18 protein-coding genes are annotated in these 22,718 nt (G+C 43.6%); 15 read left to right on the forward strand and 3 right to left on the reverse strand.

The window, feature by feature from the left end; all coding sequences use genetic code 11:
* Window positions 1–336 precede the first annotated feature (336 nt).
* The 8 genes from AACT52_RS24175 to AACT52_RS24210 all read left to right on the forward strand — a co-directional run bounded on the left by AACT52_RS24175 (window position 337) and on the right by AACT52_RS24210 (window position 8,864).
* Entirely contained in the window at window positions 337–1,116 is a 780-nt protein-coding gene (locus tag AACT52_RS24175) for a hypothetical protein (protein WP_073633598.1), read from the forward strand.
* A gap of 394 nt (window positions 1,117–1,510) precedes the next feature.
* Window positions 1,511–3,193: a hormogonium polysaccharide biosynthesis protein HpsL gene (gene hpsL, locus AACT52_RS24180; protein WP_073633599.1), complete on the forward strand. Its 1,683-nt coding sequence runs from the start codon at window positions 1,511–1,513 to the stop codon at window positions 3,191–3,193.
* Window positions 3,194–3,222: 29 nt separating this feature from the next.
* Complete coding sequence (gene hpsN / locus AACT52_RS24185) at window positions 3,223–4,209, forward strand: hormogonium polysaccharide biosynthesis glycosyltransferase HpsN (protein ID WP_073633600.1); 987 nt, start codon at window positions 3,223–3,225, stop codon at window positions 4,207–4,209.
* 111 nt (window positions 4,210–4,320) lie between these two features.
* Window positions 4,321–5,496: a hormogonium polysaccharide biosynthesis glycosyltransferase HpsO gene (hpsO, locus tag AACT52_RS24190; protein ID WP_073633601.1), complete on the forward strand. Its 1,176-nt coding sequence runs from the start codon at window positions 4,321–4,323 to the stop codon at window positions 5,494–5,496.
* A 69-nt stretch (window positions 5,497–5,565) separates the two neighbouring features.
* On the forward strand, window positions 5,566–6,783 hold the full coding sequence (gene hpsP, locus AACT52_RS24195; RefSeq protein WP_073633602.1) for a hormogonium polysaccharide biosynthesis glycosyltransferase HpsP: 1,218 nt from the start codon (window positions 5,566–5,568) through the stop codon (window positions 6,781–6,783).
* Between the two features lie 134 nt (window positions 6,784–6,917).
* The gene (locus AACT52_RS24200; protein WP_073633603.1) at window positions 6,918–7,556 is read left to right on the forward strand and encodes a peroxiredoxin; all 639 of its coding nucleotides are present in this window, start codon (window positions 6,918–6,920) and stop codon (window positions 7,554–7,556) included.
* A gap of 118 nt (window positions 7,557–7,674) precedes the next feature.
* Window positions 7,675–8,259, forward strand: a complete 585-nt coding sequence (locus tag AACT52_RS24205; RefSeq protein ID WP_073633604.1) for a Uma2 family endonuclease — start codon at window positions 7,675–7,677, stop codon at window positions 8,257–8,259.
* Window positions 8,260–8,279: 20 nt separating this feature from the next.
* The gene (locus AACT52_RS24210; protein WP_073633605.1) at window positions 8,280–8,864 is read left to right on the forward strand and encodes a Uma2 family endonuclease; all 585 of its coding nucleotides are present in this window, start codon (window positions 8,280–8,282) and stop codon (window positions 8,862–8,864) included.
* 8 nt (window positions 8,865–8,872) lie between these two features.
* On the opposite strand, the gene AACT52_RS24215 is transcribed toward AACT52_RS24210, so the two are convergent.
* Window positions 8,873–9,238 (reverse strand): CU044_2847 family protein, encoded by a 366-nt coding sequence (locus AACT52_RS24215; RefSeq protein WP_073633606.1) that lies wholly within the window; start codon window positions 9,236–9,238, stop codon window positions 8,873–8,875.
* 75 nt (window positions 9,239–9,313) lie between these two features.
* On the opposite strand from AACT52_RS24215, the gene AACT52_RS24220 reads away from it, so the two are divergent.
* Window positions 9,314–12,718: an nSTAND1 domain-containing NTPase gene (locus AACT52_RS24220; protein ID WP_073633607.1), complete on the forward strand. Its 3,405-nt coding sequence runs from the start codon at window positions 9,314–9,316 to the stop codon at window positions 12,716–12,718.
* Between the two features lie 697 nt (window positions 12,719–13,415).
* On the opposite strand, the gene AACT52_RS24225 is transcribed toward AACT52_RS24220, so the two are convergent.
* Window positions 13,416–14,621, reverse strand: coding sequence for an argininosuccinate synthase (locus tag AACT52_RS24225; protein ID WP_073633608.1), 1,206 nt, complete (start codon window positions 14,619–14,621; stop codon window positions 13,416–13,418).
* 146 nt (window positions 14,622–14,767) lie between these two features.
* A complete protein-coding gene (locus AACT52_RS24230; protein ID WP_073633609.1) occupies window positions 14,768–15,745 on the reverse strand; it encodes a cation diffusion facilitator family transporter in 978 nt (325 codons plus the stop codon).
* 276 nt (window positions 15,746–16,021) lie between these two features.
* Here AACT52_RS24230 and AACT52_RS24235 point away from each other — a divergent pair, with 276 nt between their 5' ends.
* The 6 genes from AACT52_RS24235 to AACT52_RS24255 all read left to right on the forward strand — a co-directional run bounded on the left by AACT52_RS24235 (window position 16,022) and on the right by AACT52_RS24255 (window position 22,639).
* A complete protein-coding gene (locus AACT52_RS24235) occupies window positions 16,022–16,690 on the forward strand; it encodes a PEP-CTERM sorting domain-containing protein (protein WP_073633610.1) in 669 nt (222 codons plus the stop codon).
* Window positions 16,691–17,106: 416 nt separating this feature from the next.
* Window positions 17,107–18,090: a glycosyltransferase family 2 protein gene (locus AACT52_RS24240; RefSeq protein WP_073633611.1), complete on the forward strand. Its 984-nt coding sequence runs from the start codon at window positions 17,107–17,109 to the stop codon at window positions 18,088–18,090.
* A 218-nt stretch (window positions 18,091–18,308) separates the two neighbouring features.
* Window positions 18,309–19,109, forward strand: coding sequence for a 30S ribosomal protein S2 (gene rpsB, locus AACT52_RS24245; protein ID WP_073633612.1), 801 nt, complete (start codon window positions 18,309–18,311; stop codon window positions 19,107–19,109).
* Between the two features lie 441 nt (window positions 19,110–19,550).
* Window positions 19,551–20,492, forward strand: a complete 942-nt coding sequence (tsf, locus tag AACT52_RS24250) for a translation elongation factor Ts (RefSeq protein ID WP_073633613.1) — start codon at window positions 19,551–19,553, stop codon at window positions 20,490–20,492.
* Window positions 20,493–21,175: 683 nt separating this feature from the next.
* Window positions 21,176–21,268, forward strand: coding sequence for a ribbon-helix-helix protein, CopG family (locus AACT52_RS41510; RefSeq protein ID WP_073633614.1), 93 nt, complete (start codon window positions 21,176–21,178; stop codon window positions 21,266–21,268).
* A gap of 264 nt (window positions 21,269–21,532) precedes the next feature.
* Window positions 21,533–22,639 (forward strand): primosomal protein, encoded by a 1,107-nt coding sequence (locus AACT52_RS24255; RefSeq protein ID WP_073633615.1) that lies wholly within the window; start codon window positions 21,533–21,535, stop codon window positions 22,637–22,639.
* The last annotated feature ends 79 nt before the right edge of the window (window positions 22,640–22,718 follow it).

Raw genomic sequence — 22,718 nt, forward strand, 5'->3', positions numbered from 1 at the left:
TGTAGGATGTACAACCTACTGTTAAAAGCACAAATTTTGTAAAATTTATATAAAAATTTTCTAGTTTAATTCAAAGTTTTAACGATAAGATTTTATTAATATGGTCATCTCCACTGTACAAAACTGATACACACATCTGTACTTATATCTCAATACAGTTCAGATAAGATAATCAACCTTCTAACAAACCCTGTCGAGACGCAAAATTTCGCGTTTCTAGAAATCTAAAATTCCTATTATTAACCCTTAACTGAACGGTATTGACCCATATCCAGGTTTAAAAAAATTTTGATAGTCCTCATCCGCTCAAAAAGTTGTATATTAGCGTAGCGGCTCATGCTTGTTTTTGTCATACCCCTCAAAAGCCCGCAAGTTTCCAAATCTTGGGAGCTTGTAACCAAGTTATTTGAAAGAACCATTAAATCAATTTGCAATCAGACTTCATCAGAGTATAGGGTGATTGTTGTTTGCCATGAGCGACCACGACTAGAATTTCATCATCCCTACGTTAGATATATTGAAGTTGATTTTCCACCAGCAAACGAGCCTGATGCCTTTTCTAGAGGGCATACCGACAAAGGACGAAAAATTCTCAAAGGATTAATTCATGCTCAAGAATTTTCTCCAACTTATACTATGACAGTTGATGCTGATGATTGTGTCAGCAAGTATTTAGCAGAATTTGTTAGTCAAAATAGTAATTGTGATGGTTGGTTTATCAATAAAGGTTATAAGTATCAAGACGGAAGTGATTTTATATATGTTAAGAGAAGAAATTTTTATAAAATTTGTGGAAGTTGCAATATTCTCAGGTATGACTTGAATAATCTACCGAACAATCCAGAGTACAACCGTGGTTATGGTTACTATAAATTCTATGTTGACCACGAGAAAGTCAGAGAAACTTTAGCGAAAAATGGGAATCACCTCCAGCCGTTACCATTTCCAGGTGCCGTTTATATTGTTGCCACCGGAGAAAATCTTTATTACGGAACAACCAAGTTAACATTTAATCTATTTAATCGTAAAGGCTTAAATCAATCAATTCGCGAAGAATTTAATTTATACCCATTGAATAAAAATTTAGTGAGAACAGAACCGCTATATTCAAGATAATCTGTAAAAATAAAGCGATCGCTCACGACTGAACGGGCATATTTACCGACGAAAGAACTCAGAACTCACCGAATGGAAATGAGCAGCGAGGTTTAAAATCGAGATCTCATTCTGGTTCCTAGCTGCGTCTATAGCGCCCCTAAATTCAATTAGGGAGGGTTATAAACTGTAACTTAATCTCTATTCACCTGTGTGCATTGTTCGTCATTTTTGGGTAGTTTGAGATGAGTTGATCAACAAACTCTCTCAGCCGTTCTTGCCAATCAGGAACAGCTTTGAGTAGGCTTTATATAACGGAGAAAAGAATTCTTTCCTTACTCAATCCCCCAAATTTGTATCTGGGGATATTCTGTGTTCTGCGTTCTGCATTCTGTATTCTTCTTAAAGCGCCGCCATGCTGACAGCAAAGCTAAAATCCAAGAAATACAAAAAAACCAAAAAACAGCAGCAAAAGGAAACTCCAAGCCTTAGCCTCAAAGAACGTTTAGCCCAGAAGCGCAAATCTGCACAAGCACGGAAAGAATTCACCAATTTTTTAATCCCCGTCATTGTTGGCGGTATCTTCTTTGGCATTCTCATGGCTTTTGTCGGTGGAATTAAGGCAGCAGTCCCAGGTTTATTGGGAATCATTACTATTGCTTTGTCCTACAAATATCCCCGTCAAGCCCTTTTTGCCTTCCTGATTTACGTGCCGTTTGGCGGTACCATCACCTACTACATTGGCAATAGTCCCATACTTCAAATAGCGAAAGACTCCTTCTACATTCCAGCGCTGATTGCACTTTGGCAAATTTGTCGTAAGCAGCGGCTACCCCTGATTATTCCGCAAGCCATAAAAACTCCACTGTTTATTTTGTTGGGCATATGTCTGCTGACGCTGGTATTTGTAAATGGAGGGCAGCAATTCAACCCGCCCTCCACTCAACTATCGGATAATTCAGGTCTGGAAATACCGATAGGCATGGGAATACTGGGTTTGAAAGTACTTTTGGGCTATGTACCCCTCATCGCTTGCGCTTATTATCTCATTCGCAATAAGCGAGATTTCCTATTTTTATCGCGCCTGCAGGTTGTCCTCATACTAGTGTGCTGTGCCCTAGGACTTGTTCAATATTTATTATTATCAAAGGGGATATGTCAAGGCACCAGATATTTAGAAGGAGCAGCCCAATTCAAAGCATCAATTGAAGCTCGTTGTTTCATCGGTGGTTCTCTCATTTATAGTCCCGAACAAGGGGTCATTCGTCTACCAGGAACCTTTGTTGCCCCTTGGCAGTGGGCATGGTTCTTAATTTCCAGCACCTTTTTTGCCTTTGCCTGCGGCTTTAGTGATCCTTCTAGAACTTGGCGGGTTCTCAGTTTAGGTTCTATGGCATTAGTCTTTATCAATGCAGTTGTCTCCGGGCAGAGAATAGCCTTAGCATTAGTCCCTGCGTGCTTCGTCGCTTTGCTCTTGCTGACTGGTGAAATTCGCAACCTGAAACGATTCATCCCAATAGGAGTCGGACTGCTCATTATTTTAGGAATTGCAATGGTGGCTAATCCTGAAATCGTAGGACAGAGGATAGAAAGTCTGAACGCACGCTGGCAAGCTTCACCGCCACAAGAGTTTATTGTGCAGCAATTTAATGAGGTCTGGAAAAATTTAGATGGACCGTTAGGAAGTGGTTTAGGACGTGCTACTAACTCTGCCCGTTTGCTAGGTCAAACCAAACTGGTGGAAACCTACTATCCCAAAATACTCTATGAAATTGGACCATTCGGACTGCTGGGGTTTCTTGCCTTAGTCACAACTTTAACAATTGTGTGCTTCCAAACCTATCGTTCAGTCAAAAATCCTATTTTCCGCAGTTACGCAGGTGCTCTGTGGGTGTTTGTATTGTTTATGAGTTACAACACCTACTATTATCCTTTGGATGTCGATCCGGTAGCTGTCTATTACTGGTTTTTTGCTGGAGTCCTTTTGAAATTACCAGAAATAGATAAGCAAGAAAGACTCGTAGAGGCACAAGCAAAAGGGGTGCGGGGGAAGAAGACTAAAAATATACAGACGCGCCATGGCGCGTCTCTACAATGACTAATGACTAATGACTAATGACTATTAATATGAATTTTCCTTTAATTTCAGTTATTATCCCCACCTACTGTCGTGAGGAACCACTACGCGATAGCATTGCTGATGTCCTGAAACAGGACTACCCAAATTATGAAGTATTGGTTGTGGATCAAACCCCGAAACATGATCCAGCAATTGAAGCTTACCTAGAGGAATTAACCGCAGCCACTAAAATAAAATGGTTCCGTTTAAATTGGGCAAGTTTACCAGGGGCGCGGAATTATGCAGTGCGGCGGGCAGCAGGTGAAATAATTTTATTTATTGATGATGATGTGCAGTTACCAGATGGATTTTTAGCAGCGCATGCAAAAAACTATTTGGAAAACCCAGAAGTGGGGGCTGTTGCTGGACGCGTATTTGACAGAATGAAATTAGGTGATTCTGGAGGAAAATTGCAGATTGAATATCTTCCTCCTCAGGCAATGGATCCAGGAATTGCTTGGTATTATATAGATTTGGTGCATACAATAAAACCCCAAGAAGTGCTAACAGCAAGGGGTTGTAATATGTCCTTTCGCCGGGAAATTTTTACCAAACACGGACTAAGATTTGATGAGAGATTTCGCGGTAGTGCGGTGCGAGAAGAATCTGATTTCTGTTTAAGATTGCGGCAGACTGGATATAAGATTTGGTACGCTCCAGAGGCACATTTGGTGCATCTTGGAGAAGAAACGGGAGGTTGCCATGATATTAGTATGCGCTCTCTAAAATATCAACTCACCTTTTACCACAACCATTTCTTAATGGGGCTGAAAAACCTCACCGCTACCCAAGCGTTACGCCTCTACGCCCGTTTATTCGACTGTCACGTTCTCGGACGCCCTCCTTGCCACAAAAGCGGTTCTCCCATCAAAATTCTCACTCGCGGGGTTTTCTACTCTTTAGGTTTTTTGAAAGCTTTAGGTACTGTTATTCAATCCATTTGGAATGATGGTCAAATCTACACTCACATAGATGAACAAGTTAAAAGTATTTAAACCATAGATAAACACAAGATTTACACAGATAGATATTTTTCTCATGTATTATCTGTGTCCATCTGTGTCCATCTGTGGTTCAATATTCTAAATTCTCTATTAAAAATACAAATGAAAATTATCGTAGCAAGCCACACTTATATTGTAGACATTAACTGTGAAAAATTACGTATTTTGTCTCAACTAGAACCTGAAATTGAAGTAACAGTTGTCGTACCAAAAAAGTGGAAACCTGGCGGTGTTCAGAACAAAATAATTCAAACTCAATATCGTGATGAAGGCAAATTTCGCATAGTTCCCGTTTCTAACTTTAGTCAAAATCATCAAGGACTGCTGACTTTTGGCGCTGATTTGATATCTTTGTTAGGAAAGTTCCGTCCCCAGATTATTCAAGTAGAACAAGGGTCTAGGGGACTAGCTTATGCTGAGATGATTACTTTAAATCAGCTATTAGGACTCAAGGCAAAAAATGTATTTTTTACTTGGTGGAATCTACCCTATAACCTGAAATTTCCAGTATCTTTATTAGAAAAATATAACCTAACGCACAGCCACGGCATTATTTCCGGAAATCAAGATGGTGCAGAAATTTTACGCCAACAGGGATACAAAGGACAAATAAAAGTAATGCCTCAACTGGGTGTCGATGAAACTTTATTTACTCCCACACCACAGCCAGAATTAGCAACCAAGTTAGGAATTGAACCACATGATTTTGTTGTGGGATTCGTCGGGCGTTTTGTTCAAGAAAAGGGATTACTCACTCTTGTGAATGCCCTAGCTAGTTTGAAAGATAAATCTTGGAAGTTTCTGCTTTTGGGGCGTGGTTCGTTGCAATTAGAATTAATGAATCAAGCTGCAAAACATAATATTCAAAACAGAATAATTTTAGTTGAGAGCGTTTCACATGATGAAGTGCCAAAGTATATTAATTTAATGAGTACTTTAGTCTTGCCATCGGAAACAAATTACAAGCTTAAAAACATAACTTCTGTTGGTTGGAAAGAACAATTTGGTCATGTACTAATAGAAGCAATGGCTTGCAAAGTTCCTGTGATTGGTTCAAATTCCGGCGAAATTCCCTATGTGATTGGTGAGGCTGGATTAATATTTCCTGAAGCAGATGCCAAAGCACTGGCTAATTGCATAGTTCAATTGATGGACAAACCAGAATTGGCTAAAAAATTAGGCGAAATGGGTTATCAAAAAGCAATGACTCAATACACAAATAAAGCTTTAGCAAAACAGCAATTAGAATTTTATAAAGAACTTGTAAATAGTCATTAGTCATTAGTCATTAGTCATTAGTAAACAACCACTGACAAAGGACAAATAACAAAGGACAAATGACAAAACATGCGAATTCTACAAATTGTTCCCTCAATTTCTTTAATATATGGCGGTCCCAGTCAAATGGTACTAGGGCTATCTTCTGCATTGGCACGGCAAGGAGTAGAAGTTACAATTCTGACAACCGATAGTAATGGTGATACTGGGCAAGAACCCTTGGATGTTCCTTTAAATACTTTAATTCAACAGGATGGCTACAAAATAATATACTTCCGTTGCGCCCCTTTTCGTCGCTACAAATTCTCTGTTGACTTACTCAAATGGCTAAATATTCACGCCCATACGTTTAACTTAGCTCATATTCATGCTCTGTTTTCCCCTGTTAGCAGTGTTGCTGCAAGCATTTGTCGTCGGCAAAAATTAGCGTATATTTTGCGTCCGTTAGGAACTTTAGACCCAGCAGATTTACGCAAAAAAAGGCAATTAAAACAGCTTTATGCGGCAATTTTAGAACGTGCAAATTTAGCTGGTGCAGCCGCCATTCACTTTACCAGTGTTCAGGAAGCCAAAGTATCAGAAAGATTTGGAGTCTCTACACGAGATTTGGTGATTCCTTTGGGTGTTATCCCCCCTGAGTCCCCCCTTGCATTCCCAGGCAGGAGCCTGGGAACGAGGGGGGGAAGCGAGGTGCGTCAGCAGTTCGGTATTCCCCTTGATGTGCCGTTGGTGCTGTTTATGTCTCGTATTGATCCAAAAAAAGGGTTGAATTTGCTGCTTCCAGCATTAGAGGCGCTTTTAGCTGAAGGGTTAAATTTTCACTTTGTTTTAGCTGGAACGAATCCCCAAGATCCAGGTTACGAAGAAAAGATAAAATCACAGATACAAACTTCACCACTGCGATCGCACACCACTATCACTGGCTTTGTTACAGGTGAATTAAAATCTGCCCTTCTCCAAGCTGCTGATTTATTCGTTTTGCCGTCGTATTACGAAAACTTTGGTATTGCTGTAGCTGAAGCAATGGTATCAGCAATCCCAGTAATTATATCAGACCAAGTGCATATTTGTCAAGAAGTGCGTGATAGCGAGTCGGGATGGGTGGGTGCAACAGATGTGTCAGACCTCACCAACTTACTTCGCATAGCTTTACAAAATCCTTCAGAACGTCAACGGCGGGGGTTACGTGCCAAAGAATATGCATTAAAAAATTATAGTTGGGATGCGATCGCTCTTCAAACCATTGAAGCGTATAATCAAATCTTGTCCCACTTGGACGTAAAATAATAAGTCTGTTTGTGCAAGTTTGCACAAGCTAAAATTTTGTTTCATTGAGCTAAACTCCAATCGGCTAACCGGAGTTTTGTGGCATCATGGCAAGATAGAATACATATGCCTTTCTGAACTACAGGGAATCTGACATGGCTCTCCATCTAGGCGACACAGTACCAAACTTTACCCAAGCCTCCTCCACCGGAGACATAGACTTTTACCAATGGGCTGGCGACAGCTGGGTTGTACTTTTCTCTCACCCCGCAGACTATACACCTGTTTGCACAACAGAGTTAGGACAAGTCGCTAAGCTAAAGCCAGAATTTGACAAGCGCAACGTTAAAGTGATAGCTCTCAGCGTTGATGATGTTGAATCCCACAAAGGATGGATAGGAGACATTGAGGAAACTCAAAACGCCACTCTCAACTACCCCATTTTGGCAGACGCGGATCGTAAGGTTTCTGAACTCTATGACATGATTCACCCCAATGCGAATGCATTGGTAACAGTGCGTAGTGTTTTCATCATCGATCCTAACAAGAAACTACGTCTGACCTTAACCTATCCTCCCAGCACTGGACGCAACTTTGATGAAATTTTGCGGGTGATTGATTCGCTGCAGTTGACTGATAACTACAGTGTAGCGACACCAGCCGATTGGAAAGATGGCGATGACACAGTCATCGTTCCTTCGCTAAAAGATCCAGAAGTGCTGAAGGAGAAATTCCCCAAAGGTTATCGGGAAATTAAGCCCTATCTGCGCTTGACTCCTCAACCTAATAAGTAAATCTTGAAATAATTTCGCGCAAGTGCTGTAGAGATGAGAAATTTCCCGTCTTTACAGCATTTTTGCGTAAGAATAAAAAATATAAAGCCAGTCGGGTAGGCAGTTAGAGAAAATAATTATGCTTTCATCTCCTATTTTTTTACGAATGCCGCCAGATTTACAAATGACAGATGAGCAATTTTTTGAATTCTGTCAGGTTAATCAAGATTTACGTATCGAACGTAATAAGTTTGGTGAGATATCAATTATGCCTCCCACTGGCTCAGAAACAGGCAACCGTAACTTTAACATAGCTCTTCAGTTGGGAATTTGGGCAAATCAGGACGGAACAGGTATTTGTTTTGACTCTAGCACTGGGTTTAAGCTATCAACAGGTGCAGAAAGGTCGCCTGATGCCTCTTGGATGAAACTGGAACGCTGGAATGCTCTGACATCAGAACAACAGCAAAGGTTTGCCCCAATTTGCCCAGATTTTGTTGTAGAACTCCGGTCATCTTCTGATAATCTCCAGCCTTTAAAAGACAAAATCGAAGAATATATGAAGGAACCAGGAATACAATTAGGTTGGTTAATTGACCGTAAACATCGCAAAGTTTATATCTATCGTCCTGGGATGTCAGAAGAATGTTTAGATAACCCTGCTACTGTCAGTGGTGAACCAGTTTTACCAGGATTTGTTTTGAATATGAGTAAAGTTTGGTAGCTAAAACTATTAGGAACCTTATGTTTTCATCTCCTATTTTTTTCCGGATGCCACCAGATTTACAAATGACAGATGAGCAATTTTTTGAATTCTGTCAGGTTAATCGAGATTTACGTATCGAACGTGATAAATTTGGTGAGATATCAATTATGCCCCCTACTGGCTCAGAGACAGGCAACCGTAGCGGTAATATATTTGGCGAGCTTTATATTTGGGCAAATCAAGACGGAACAGGTATTTGTTTTGACTCTAGCACTGGGTTTAAGCTATCAACAGGTGCAGAAAGGTCGCCTGATGCCTCTTGGATGAAACTGGAACGCTGGAATACTCTAACATCAGAACAACAGCAAAGGTTTGCTCCAATTTGCCCAGATTTTGTTGTAGAACTCCGGTCATCTTCTGATAATCTCCAGCCTTTAAAAGACAAAATCGAAGAATATATGAAGGAACCAGGAATACAGTTAGGTTGGCTGATTGACCGTAAACATCGCAAAGTTTATATTTATCGTCCTGGGATGTCAGAAGAATGTTTAGATAACCCTGCAAGTGTCAGTGGTGAACAAGTTTTGCCAGGGTTTGTTTTGAATATGAGTAAGATTTGGTAGTGCAAGTCTTAACTGCTGCTAGAATTTTTCTTATTCTCAGGAAACTTACACTTAACTTCAATTTCAAAGTTGCCTTCACTAGAACCTTCAACCAAGATAGGAATGCCAACTTTGCTGCCCAGCTTGATACCAAATTTTATTGTGACTTCTTCAGCTTCGGGTAAATTTCTGAATGCCCCAAGAGCTAATTTGGTATAACCACGAAGCTTCGCGTGAAATTCCTGAATGTTAACTGTAGGGAGAATATCGCCAATACCACGGTATGCTAGTTGATCGTCGTCTATTTCTGGCACCTCAGCGACGGTTTTTGACTGAATATAAAGCTCGTACTCTTCACCGTCATCTTTAATTATCAGGCGTTGTACTTCTGACATCGGTAGCCTCAAGTTATTACGGATTATATCTTTAGTTAGAATACTCTAAAACGCCCTTATGGTTGGTTGGACAGTATGGCTCGATATGCCTTGGTGATTGGCATTGCTAACTATAACCATTTCAGAAATCTGCCAAAGGCTGTCACCGATGCAGAAAACATAGCGCGGGTGCTAAGTAAACATGGTCGCTTTGAAGTTCAGCCGTTACCTGCTAAGTTAATCGAGGGTGAAAATCGCTGGTGTGTTGCGCCAGACAAAAAGCTAACTGGTAAAGAACTGGGTTTAACACTGAGGACGTTTTTGCTGGAAAAGGCAAAAAACCACGAAGCACTGATTTATTTTGCCGGACATGGATTTGAAGCACCAACGCTGACAGGTAAACAAAAGGGTTATCTGGCGACATTTGATTGTACCAGTGATGGACAGAATGCGATCGCCTTTGACGACTTCAATGATTTAATCCGAGAATCTCAGCTTGCTAGTTTAGTGGTACTGCTAGACTGCTGCTATGCTGGTTCTTTTTTAGAAAACAGTTTTCTCAGGTCAAGTTTCCCCATTTTCAACAGCAAACAGGACTACTGTCTGATAACCGCCTCGCGTGAGTTTGAAAGAGCGCGGGAAGATGTCGAAGGAGGCATTTTTACCCAAGCAGTTCTCAGAGGATTATCTCACGATAGAGCTGATGAAACGACTGGCGAAGTGAATGTCACCGACTTGTTTAGCTTTATATCGCGCGAACTTAAGCAGAGTGGACAAGAACCAATCTACATGGGCGGAGGAAGGTCAATTCCTCTGGTTTGGTATCCGCCAAAAAATCCGGTGGTTGCTGCGGTTGTGCGTGAGGAGTGTCCTTATCGAGGTTTGGAACCTTTTGACAAGCAGCACGCAGAATTCTTCTTTGGTCGTAAGAAAGTTGTTGAGGACATTCTACAAAAACTCGCTCAGGCTCAGTTTGTTCCGATCATTGGCGCATCAGGAAGCGGTAAGTCTTCTGTGGTGCGTGCGGGTTTGATTCCTCAGTTGGACAAGAATGGCTGGCGAATATTAGACCCAATTAAACCAGGAATTGAGCCATTGGCAAAATTGCGAGCAGTCTTTGAGTCGTTTTTTCAGCGTCCGAGAGAAATTCAGCAGCTTTATGATTTCATCCACAGTCATCCGGATGGCTTGAATGCGGTAATTGAACGTCTCCCTGGTTCAGAACGTTTCTTGTTGGTTGTAGATCAATTTGAAGAAGTGTTTACCCTTTGTTCCAACGAGGAGGAGAGACGCAGGTTTATTGAGTTGTTAACCCAGGTTGTAGAACTTTCGGATGCAACGTCTCTACAGAGTTTGCGGTTGGCAATTGTCACAACCATGCGGGCGGATTTTCTCGAACCCTGTTTGACCTATCCATCGCTGACTCAAGTGATTCAAAATCAGGCAGTGTATATGCCGCCGTTGCTAGGGGCAGATTTAGAGCAAGCGATCGCATCTGGGGCAAACCTGCAAGGTTATCGCTTTGAGGATGGGTTGCTCGGAGAGATTATGCAAGATGTGGGTAAAGAGCAGGGATGTTTACCACCGTTACAGTTTGCCCTCACAGAACTTTGGGAGAAACGAGACAGCCAGAAGCATCAGTTAACAGTTGAGCAGTATCGGGCAATGGGTGGCATGATTGGTGCGCTGGATCGTTACGCAGAAAATATTTATCAAAGTTTCATGGAGCAGGAGCAGCAATGGGTTAAGCAAATATTTTTAAAACTGGTGCGAACGGGTGACGGAGAAAAGGATACCAAACAGCGCCAACTCAAAGCTAAACTGTTAGCCATTGGTGATGACAACGTAATCAGTGATGTTTTAGATGAGTTGATTCAACTGCGCTTGTTAGTAACTGGGCAAGAAGAACAGCAAGGAGAAGCCTGGGTTGATTTAGCCCATGAAGCTTTGATGGAGGGGTGGCAGCGTTTTGCTAACTGGCGTCAAGAGAATCGGGAGGTGCAAAGACTGATTGACAGGGTAGAAGATGCCCTGCGGGAATGGCAGAAGAAGCCGCAGGATGAAAATTTAATGATGGGCGGTTTGCTAGCTCAAGTGCGGCAGAAATGGCTGGATATGGAACCATATTTAGATACCATAGCAAAGGAGTTTTACCAGCAAAGTGAAGCTGATGAACATGAAAGAAGCACTGCTGTTCGGGTATTTATTAAATCCAAGCTACTTGAGAAAGCACAGAGGGTGCAGAAATTACTATCTGTCCAACCTCTAGATGGTTTAGTCCTGGCTATTGAATTGATGGGTGAGAACCTGGAGAAAATGCCGCAGCAAATTCTCATCTCAGTTCAAACTACTCTATATGAAGCATTAGGAACAGACATAGCGTCAATTCCTTTGCAAGGATACACGGGTGTTGTCTATTCAGCAGCCATTAGTCCCGATGAACCATGGATTGTCAGTGGTAGTACTGATAAGACTGTGCAGTTGTTGGACATCAAGGGCAACCCTATTAGTCAACTGTTCCAGGGGCATGAAGGCCCTGTCACTTCAGTTGCTTTTAGCGCGGATGGGCAAATGATTCTCAGTGGTAGTACTGATAAGACTGTGCGGTTGTTGGACATCAAGGGCAACCCTATTAGTCAACTGTTCCAGGGGCATGAAGGCCCTGTCACTTCAGTTGCTTTTAGCGCGGATGGGCAAATGATTGTCAGTGGTAGTACTGATAAGACTGTGCGGTTGTGGGACATCCAAGGCAATCCTATCGGTCAACTGTTCCAGGGGCATAAAGGTCCTGTCACTTCAGTTGCTTTTAGCTCGGATAGGCAATGGATTGTCAGTAGCAGTCATGACAGCACAGTGCGGTTATGGGACATTCAGGGCAACCGCATCAATCAAATGTTCCAAGGACATGGGACAATAATCGATTCAGTTGCCTTTAGCCCGGATGGGCAAATGATTGTCAGTGGCAGTTGGGACAAAACCATTCGGTTGTGGGACATTCAGGGCAATCCCATCGGTCAACCGTTCCAGGAGCATGAGCGTGCTGTCATTTCAGTTGCCTTTAGCCCGGATGGGCAAATGATTGTCAGTGGCAGTAGTGATAAGACTGTGCGGTTGTGGGACATTCAGGGCAATCCCATCGGTCAACCGTTCCAAGGGCATGAGCGTGCTGTCATTTCAGTTGCCTTTAGCCCGGATGGGCAAATGATTGTCAGTGGCAGTAGTGATAAGACTGTGCGGTTGTGGGACATTCAGGGCAATCCCATCGGTCAACCGTTCCAAGGGCATGAGGATTCTGTTTATTCAGTCGCCTTTAGCCCGGATGGGCAAATGATTGTCAGTGGCAGTAGTGATAAGACCGTGCGGTTGTGGCTCCTTAGCTGGCAGGCGTTGTTCAAAGCTGCATGCGATAAGTTACGTAACCATCCCGTGTTCCAAAATCCTCAAACTGAGGAAGCAAAAGCCGCTTGTGAAACCTGCCGTAAATATGTTTGGGACGTGTAGGGGCAAAAATTGTGTGCTTTGACAATGTGAGGGTGCTGCATTGGATTCTAATACTCATTCACGAGTTCCAAATACTCATCGATGAGTATCAAACACTCGTCTACGAGTCCCAACCACTCGCTCACGAGTTCCAAATACTCGCCGATGAGTATCAAACACTTGTCCATGAGTCCCAACCACTCGCTCGCGAGTTCCAAATACTCGCCGATTCAGTATCAAACACTTGTCTACGAGTCCCAACCACTCGCTCGCGAGTTCCAAATACTCGCCGATTCAGTATCAAACACTCGTCTACGAGTCCCAAACACTCGCTCACCAGTCAACAATGTTGTCCCCTCACTACATTTTCAACGAACGAGATACTCTTGTTCACACTGCCCAGTGTACAAAAGTGAGCGATGTTGCAAAGGAACCGCCTTAGGCGATCGCCCTTTCTACGAAACCGTGGTCTAGGCGATCGCCTATACTGCAAAGCTATAAACCTTTTATGCACAACTTTCGCATAACCCCACCCCGGTTTTGTCTTGCGCCAAAACCGCCCCTCCCCGGATGCGGGGAGGGGATTAAGGGGAGCCAGCGCTGCAGGAGGGTTTCCCTCCGCAGGCGACTGGCGTGTGAGGTCAAATCAACGTGGCATAAAGGTTTGAACGTTCAATTGACACCAATGAGCAATGCCTTTGCCCCTACATCCTGTCCTTTATCTACCCCTTTCGTGCTGTGACCAAATGCGCGTTGGCAATCCCCAAACGTAGATAAAGCCCTCCGCTGCCTTATGGTCAAATGTATCCTCAGCACCGTATGTTGCCAAGTCGGGAGTGTAGAGGGAATTGTCAGAACTCCGCCCAACTATGGTAGCGTTGCCTTTGAAGAGTTTCACCCGCACAGTTCCAGACACTCGCTCTTGTGTCTTTTGAATAAAGGCATCCAGTGCAGTTTTTAGCGGGCTGTACCACAGACCGTTGTAAATTAATTGACTGTAAGTCTCCTCAATACCACGCTTGTAATGAGTAACATCTGCGGTCAAAGTCAGACTTTCTAAATCCCGATGTGCGTGAATTAACACCAGCAAAGCCGGCGCTTCATAAATTTCCCGCGATTTGATACCTACCAAGCGGTTTTCTATCATGTCGATGCGTCCGACACCGTGATTCCCAACGACTTGGTTAAGTTGTTCAATCAGTTCAACTGGGTTGATGAATTCACCATTGAGGGTGGTAGGAATTCCTCTGGAAAATCCAATTTCAACGTACTCTGGCTTATCGGGAGTGTCAGCGATCGCCTTCGTCATTGCATAGATTTCTTCTAATGGTTCCACATTAGGGTCTTCCAGAACGCCTGCTTCTATACTGCGACCAAGCAAGTTACGGTCGATACTATAGGGTGAGGATTTTTTCACTGGCGAGGGGATGCCATACCGTTCCCCGTAGGCAATGGTTTCCTCGCGGCTCATTCCCCATTCCCGTGCAGGGGCAAGTATCTTGATATTGGGATTTAGTGCAGCAGTCGAGACATCAAAGCGCACTTGGTCGTTACCCTTACCAGTGCATCCGTGAGCGATCGCATCAGCACCGTATTTTTCTGCTGCTTCTACCAATGCTTTGACAATCAATGGACGCGCAAGCGCAGTACTCAGAGGATAACGATTTTCATAAAGAGCGTTTGCTTGAATTGCCGGAAAAGCGTAATCCTTCACAAAGCTTTCTTTGACATCCACCACTAGCGATTCACTTGCTCCCGATTTCAGAGCTTTTTCTCTGACAGGTTCTAATTCATCTCCTTGTCCTAAATCTGCCGCTAGGGTAATGACTTCTTCTACGCCCCACTCATGCTTGAGGTAAGGAATGCACACCGAGGTATCTACACCACCAGAATAGGCTAAAACAACTTTCTTAGCGCGCCCCATTCGTTTCTCCAGTTGACAAAACACAACAATGAGTCAATATTATCTAACTTATTTAGGTATATTTTTCAACTCAACGAGACAATCATGATATGTTGATATTTTGAATATTTTTCATAACATCACCGATTCATCGGAATTTTTTCTTATTATTTATTCTCTGCAGATAGCATTGAAACTAAATCTTGCTTGAACAAAGGATGAATTGGCATTGCTGCCAAAGATTTGGGCTGAGTCAGTTGTAGAGTTATCTCATGAATGCCAAAAGTTTGCTCCAGATGAGTTTGTAATTGCCCAAGCAGGCGATCGCGTTCTTCAAGAGTCGCACAATCCACAGTTAGATGAGCGCAAAGCATCACCTGTTCTCTGCTAATTCTCCAAACGTAGATTTTTTCTACCTGCAAAACTTTAGGAAAAGACTTGAGAGAGACTTCCACAACACCCGGGTTAATTGATTTTGGTGCATACTCCAAAAGAATCGAGAGACTTTCTCGCACAAGTGGCAAAGCACTGACACCCATCAAGCTAGCAACTCCTAAGCTAATAGCCGCATCTGCCCATAACCAATTCCAAAAGTGAATCGCGACAGCAGCAACAATCACACCTAGAGAACTAGCAGTATCAGCGATGATATGAAGCCAAGCACCCCGTAAATTTAAGTCGTCATGAGAGTGGGGATGCAGCAAAGTCATGTTGAGCAGATTGACAAATAAACCTACCACAGCTACTGCTAACATTGGTAAGCCAGAAATTTCTTCCGGACTCCCCAACCGGTGAATTGCTTCCCAACAAATGAAAATAGCGATCGCAAGCAAACTTAACCCATTCACCAAAGCCGCCATAATTTCAATGCGGCGATGTCCAAATGTTGCCCGACCAGCAGCAGGTTGCTGTGCTAACCAACTGGCAAACAGTGATATTCCCAAAGCAGCGATATCAGAAAGAATGTGTTCTGCATCTGCCTGTAGAGATAAACTTCCGCTCCATAAACCGACACTCCACTCAGTAACAAAAAACCCAGCCAGTAAACAAACAGTTATTGATAAAAGTTGAGTTTTTCGACTGTTTTGAGTTCCATCGGCGGAACTATCCGAACACTCGCAGTTGTAATGTTGCTCTAAAAGCATGACCCGAATAACCCTATATAAATTACATCTCTAACATGAACAATGCTTACCATAGCTTGATTTCTAGGCATTGCTAGACAATTGACGTTTGATATTGCAGTACGAGTTCCATGATGTATCTTTTAGTACATAAACTCTCTTGAGTTAATTTCACAATGGCTTTACGCCTGCTTTATAACAATTTATTACGAATCGATTCATTTTTACGTATCATTTATAAATATACACTGTTAGTTTATACTCAGTGCTTAACTAATATAGTACACAAGGTCAATTATGCTCCGTTCACACATCAAGTGGCTCATACCAGCAGCCTTAGCTTTCGGTGGTTTCGGGTTAAATGTGCAAAGCGCGAGCGCGCAGGCTACATATGATACCTATGACTTTACTGCTAACTACAAGACATCAGTCCAACTTCAGCCCTTCCTACCGGAACAGAACATCGTAAGGGCAACCATCACAGGTGAGAGTACTGATGCTCCTTACGGATTGACCAAGTTTACTAGCAATACTTACGGACAGACTGAGGCTCGTGGAGACAATACATTCACCAGATTCAATTCCGATCCAAGCACATTTGGCATACAAGGCGAAGTACTTGGCGATATATACTACGGCGATGGTCCCAATCAGTTATTTGGATTAGCAAATGACAGCGCTGAAATTAACCCCAACGAAGGCACAATTAAGGGTGGTGGTACCATAACTATCACTGGTGGAACGGGCATATTCCAAAACACCACAGGCAAAATAGATTTTACTCAGGAGGACAGACTTGGTCCACCAGGAGCTCCTACTACTGACGGTAACGCCATACTGAAATTCTCCTTAAAGACTCCTCGGGCGGTTCCAGAACCAACAGCCACCACAGCATTAGTCGGCGTGGGTGTACTTGGAGCAGGTGTTCTGCTGCGTAAACACCGTCGTAAAGCGGCTTCCAACTAAGGAAAACAGGTCACTGCATTATATAGCGGTTCTCACTTTGCTTAGATACGGCAGGAACTTTACCTCCCAATTCTCCTCTTTGCAAGATCCAAAGGGGGAGTATTTTCTCTCTTAAGGGCAGGTGTTTTGAAAGTTATCAGCAAAGCCTATATTTTCGTTCAAAAATTTTTCTTTGCGTCTGGGTTTCTCCGCATCTCCACATCAAACAAAACGCAAAATCTGTAAAACCTACCCTTGAAACGAGTATTTTCTCCCCTCTTCGCTTGCACCCTTTGGGGTAAGGTGTGGGGTAAAAATTGTATTGCATCCAAATGCAAATCGCCATAATCCTCATCTCAACCACCTCCGCCCTAGAAGAACTAGGGTGGTTTTGCTTTAAGGAACAGTGTTGTAGTCACTGCTGTCCTATCCTGGAGATGGGCAATACTGATGTGGGTGAGACTGTGTTTTTTAGCGTTGTGATTCCGACTTACAATCGTAAGCCAATTTTGGAAAAGTGTCTTAGAGCTTTGGAGGCACAGAAACTAACTGATGTAGAGACGCGCCACCTCTCGTCTCTACAAGGTTACGAGATTGTCTTAGTGGATGATGGCTCTACTGATGGCACATTGGAGTGGTTAGAAGCAAACAAACAGGAGTTTCCCCATGTGCGAGTGTTTCGTCAAAATCATGCAGGACCTGCAGCAGCGCGAAATTTGGGAGTAGAAAAGGCACTAGGAGACACTATTATTTTTATTGATAGTGATTTAGTGGTGACAGAAAATTTCCTGCAAGCTCATAAGTCAGCACTGATGCAAGGAAAGGAGAAATTGGGAGGCGATCGCTTCTTTACCTACGGTGCAGTTATTAATACTTGTAATTTTGACGACCCCACATCTGAACCATACAAAATAACAGATTTTTCCGCCGCCTTTTTTGCCACAGGTAATGTAGCTATTCCCAAGCATTGGCTGGAGAAAGCCGGACTTTTTGACACTCGTTTTCAACTTTATGGTTGGGAAGATTTAGAACTAGGTGTCAGACTCAAAAATCTTGGTTTAAAACTCATTAAATGTCCTGCTGCCGTTGGATACCACTGGCATCCACCTTTTAGCTTAGAACAAGTTCCGCGCTTGATTGACAAAGAAATTCAGCGCGGACGCATGGGAGTTTTGTTTTATCAAAAGCACCCCACTTGGGAAGTGCGAATGATGATTCAAATGACTTGGTTGCATCGCTTACTTTGGGGAATCCTGTCACTGAATGGCATCCTCAATGAACGTACAATGGCTCCATTTTTACAATGGTTAATTAATTTAGGTAAACCGCAGTTGGCGTTAGAAATTGCCCGAATTTTTCTAAACTGGTATAACGTCAAGGGTGTTTATGAAGCGTATACCCAAATGCAAAAGCCAGCTTGATAAGAGGCGAGCGGCGCAAGCCATTGCATTGGTAAAGATGATGTAGTAATTTCCTATTTTGGATGTCGTATTTTCTCGACACTCCCAATTCCCCAATAGCTGCCACAGCTATGCTACTCTAGTATGGTTAACTAATCTCGCACATCCAGGAGTTCGGGTGTTTCCTGCTTTGGGAAATACGCCTGGGTGGAGGTTTAACCCGAATAGGAGTAACAAATATGCCAGTTGTTTCATTGGCTCAAATGATGGAGTCAGGAGTTCACTTTGGGCATCAAACCCGTAGGTGGAATCCAAAGATGTCTCCTTATATTTACACCTCTCGCAACGGAGTACATATCATCGACTTGGTGCAGACTGCCCAGTTGATGGAAGAGGCTTATAGCTATATGAGGTCACAAGCTGAAGCTGGCAAGAAATTTCTGTTTGTTGGTACCAAGCGGCAAGCAGCAGGAATTATTGCCCAAGAAGCAGCCCGTTGTGGATCTCACTACATTAACCAGCGCTGGTTGGGTGGAATGCTCACCAACTGGACGACTATCAAAACTCGGGTAGACCGCCTGAAGGATTTGGAACGCCGGGAAGAAAACGGCGCTCTCGATTTGCTGCCCAAAAAAGAAGCCTCAATGCTGCGTCGGGAAATGGCGAAGCTTCAGAAATACCTGGGTGGGATTAAAACCATGCGGAAAGTTCCTGATGTAGTGGTGATTGTAGACCAACGGCGGGAGTATAACGCAGTGCAAGAATGCCAAAAGTTGGCAATTCCGATTGTGTCCATGCTGGATACTAACTGTGACCCGGATGTAGTAGATATTCCCATTCCGGCAAATGACGACGCCATCCGCTCGATTAAGTTAATAGTAGGCAAATTGGCGGACGCCATTTACGAAGGTCGTCACGGTCAATTGGATTCAGAAGAAGAGTACGAAGATTACGAAGGCGCTGAGGGAGACTACGACTACGACGAAAGCGAAACCGACTACAGTGACTTGGTGATTCCCGACGAAGAAGAGGAAGAATAATCGGTGCTAACGAGCCAGCGGGAATCAGGGCTTTCCCGCGCCTAGGCGACTGGTGAGTCCAGTCCTGTCCCTTTCAAGGACATACCCGATAGCCCTCCGGGTATGCCTTCGGCACGCTACGCGTTCGCCCTTGGCGTGCGCTTGCGCTTACGCCAGTCGCCTGCTGCGGGAGACCCTCCCGCAGCGCTGGACTCACCGTAAGGGGTGGCCGTTCCCACTAGGGCATTGCTGAGTGCCGACTAAAATAGTAGTACTTGGTACTGTAGAGTACTACTTATTCATGAGTCCTTAGCTACAGGTAAAATCCTAAGTTAGTGGTGAGTGCTGAGTAGAAATAACTCAGCACTTATGATTCATTGCTCAGGATTTTCTTAAATCCAAGACTCTAAAGTTTATTTGAGAGCGATTAAAACTGTCAGTCAAGTTAGGAATTGAGGCAACATGGCGGAAATATCTGCAAAACTTGTCCAAGAGCTACGTCAGAAAACTGGTGCTGGCATACTGGACTGCAAAAAGGCGCTGAAAGAAACTGATGGTGATATAGAAAAAGCCATCGAGTGGCTGCGGCAAAAAGGCATTGCCAAAGCCGAGAAGGTAGCAGGACGTACTGCGGCAGACGGTCTAGTAGACACGTACATTCAACCCGGAGGTGAGGTTGGTGTGCTCATAGAAGTCAACTGCCAAACTGATTTTGTTGCCCGTAACGAGGGTTTTAAAGCTTTAGTTCAGAACTTGGCGAAGCAAGCAACAACCGCCGAAAGCCCTGAGGCCTTGTTGACTCAACCTTATATTGAAGATGAAAGTCTAACGGTCGAAGCTTTTATTAAGCAAACGAGCGCCCAGTTGGGTGAAAATATCCAACTGCGTCGCTTCGCCAAATTTGCACTAGCAGAAGGCACACAAGGGGTAATAGATAGTTACATTCATACTGGCGGTCGAGTTGGTGTGTTAGTCGAACTAAACAGCCAAAATGCAGTAGCGAGTCGTCAAGAGTTTCAAACTCTGGCACGCAACTTAGCGATGCAAGTTGCAGCTTGCCCAAATGTTGAGTATGTCAACGTAGACGGAATTCCCGCTGAAGTTGCCCAAAAAGAAAAGGATATTGAAATGGGGCGGGATGATTTGGCGAACAAGCCACAGAACATCAAAGAAAAGATTGTTCAGGGACGGATTGAAAAACGTCTAAAAGAACTGACTTTGCTCGATCAACCTTATATTCGTGATCAGAGTATCACAGTGGAAGAGTTGATTAAGCAGACTGGCTCACAACTGGGCGAAAGCATCTCTGTTGCTCGCTTCGTTCGCTATATCCTGGGCGAGGGTATTGAGAAGGAAGAAAGCAACTTTGCTGAAGAAGTCGCTGCGCAAATGGGCAGCAAGTAATTTAGTCATTTGTCATTAGTTTTGGGCAAAAGACAAAGGACTATTTCCAAGACAGGTCACAGGCAAGCCAAGCTGACCTGTTTTTCATTCACGGTCAGATTAATGTCAGATTTTCGTTTGGACTTTCACCCTAAATCCCTCTCTCAAGGTTGGGAGAGGGACGCGTGAAATTGGCTCTCCTTCTCCCAAAATTGGGAGAAGGGGTTGGGGATTCGGGCAACTTTTGCCTTTTGGCAAGAGGTCTAATAAAATTTACCATTATTTGCTGAGCGTTACTTTGAACTCTCCACGCTTTGAAAAACGTGGATTCTAGACTGTTGTTACGACCTGGGCTGAAAGCCCAGGTCGTAACGTTGTCTCATGTTTTTTTGCAAAACACGTTGGCTCGTTCAAACAGCCCTACCCGCCTCGACCCTTCGACAAGCTCAGGGCTGTGCGGCTACTTGTGTGTTCGTTCCAACCATGTTCGCCTAGCGTCTCCGCTAGGAGAAGATTTTACGTGTTGATGGCTCTAAAAAGACTTTTCAACACAACCCCATATCTTCAATTGTCGTGGTATCACTATGGCATCACGTTTGTTTTTTGGAGTTTTTCATCCTGTGTTACCATGACATCAATATAACATACTAATGATGTTATGGGTAGATTTAGTGCAAGGTTTTCGCTCATAAGAGTATGAAGAATTGGTAAAACTAAGTAAACGAAAAGAGAGGTCAATCAATGAGTTAATCAGAGAAGCGGTAAGGCAATACATTGAAAGAGAAACAAAGGGCTAAAGCCTGCCATCGTCGGGTTCCATCCCCTGGCTTTAAGCACAGATGTAGTTTTCCTCCGTGCGTCAAACTACATCTTCCCTTCGGGACGCTACGCGAACAGGGGTTCTCACCCTCCCATTATGTTTTGATAGATTAGAGTTTCTATCTCTGTGCAAATCCAAAATTCAACATTCAACATCTAAAATGCTTTGGATGGTTATTTTAAACTAGAAGAGTAGTACGTTTATACCAACATAAGGTTCAGATGGGCAATATTAAGAAGATATGGCGAAAGCAATTGAGCGAATTGAACGGGATATTTTAGCACTAGAAGAAGCGATACAGGCGATCGCAAAAGAACTCCAAACCGCCTATACCAATTATCTCACCGCCTTGGGGGAAACCGTACGCAAGCAGCTAATTCTGGCGACATATCACCTGTGTACCCAAGGGTATCCGGAAAGCTTTTTGAATTTGTCATTGCATCAGCGGCAACAATTGCAACAAGCCATCCGCAAGTTGGGTCAACACACAGCCGAACAATTACAAGGTCTCATCAACCCAAGTGAACAGCACGTAGCAGAGGAAGATGAGGAAGATGACGAAGATGACGAAGATGACGAAGATGACGAAGATGACGAAGATGACGAAGATGACGAAGATGACGAAGATGACGAAGATGACGAAGATGAGGAAACATCTGCCTCTACTCCCACGACTTCCCCTACTTCCGTGACTCCCACGACTTTCCTTACTTCCACGACTTCCCTGACTCCCGCTACTTCCGTTACTCCTCCCAATCCTCTGACTCCGGCTATTCCACCTATTCCTCCTAGTTCCCCTAATCCCCCGACTTCTGCCATTCCCCCCACTCTTCCCACTCCCGGTGCTTCCTTCTCCTTATCCCCTTTGTCCTCCTTGTCCTCTTCCCCAAACACCTCTAACCCTATAGAACTAGCAAAATGGCAACAGAATTTAGAAAGAGCGACACAAGAACAGCTCAAAAGAGTTTCTCGTGAGGCTAATCTTCTCATACAGAAAGCAGGGATAATACCCAAAAAATTACCAGGACCAATTTTAGAAGCAGCTGCGGCTGCGGCATCAGAAGCATCTGCCGAAGTGATGCCAGGACCACCCAATCTACTAAACTTGGTTATTGAAATTGAAAATGAGCAGCAGTCAGAAGACTCCGGCTTGACACAAATTATGGCTATCAACCTGCGGCTTGGGGAAATTGAATTTGCTGACGCGACACTCTCGTCTTATCGCAAGCAGATTCGCAGTGTCTTGCTTCAGCTCAATCGGCTAGGGCAGGAGTATCAAAAAAAACAGCGGGAACGTTCAGTTGCCCAAGCTGAAGCAGCATGGCGTGCTATTTGGTCTGATGATTAGTCATTTGTTCTTTGTCCAAAGTCAAATGACTAATGACTAATGACTAATGACTAATGACTAATGACTAATGACTAATGAC

Origin of the sequence: Scytonema sp. HK-05, assembly GCF_963872035.1 — a bacterium.
In the GTDB taxonomy this organism is placed as follows: Bacteria; Cyanobacteriota; Cyanobacteriia; order Cyanobacteriales; family Nostocaceae; genus Kalymmatonema.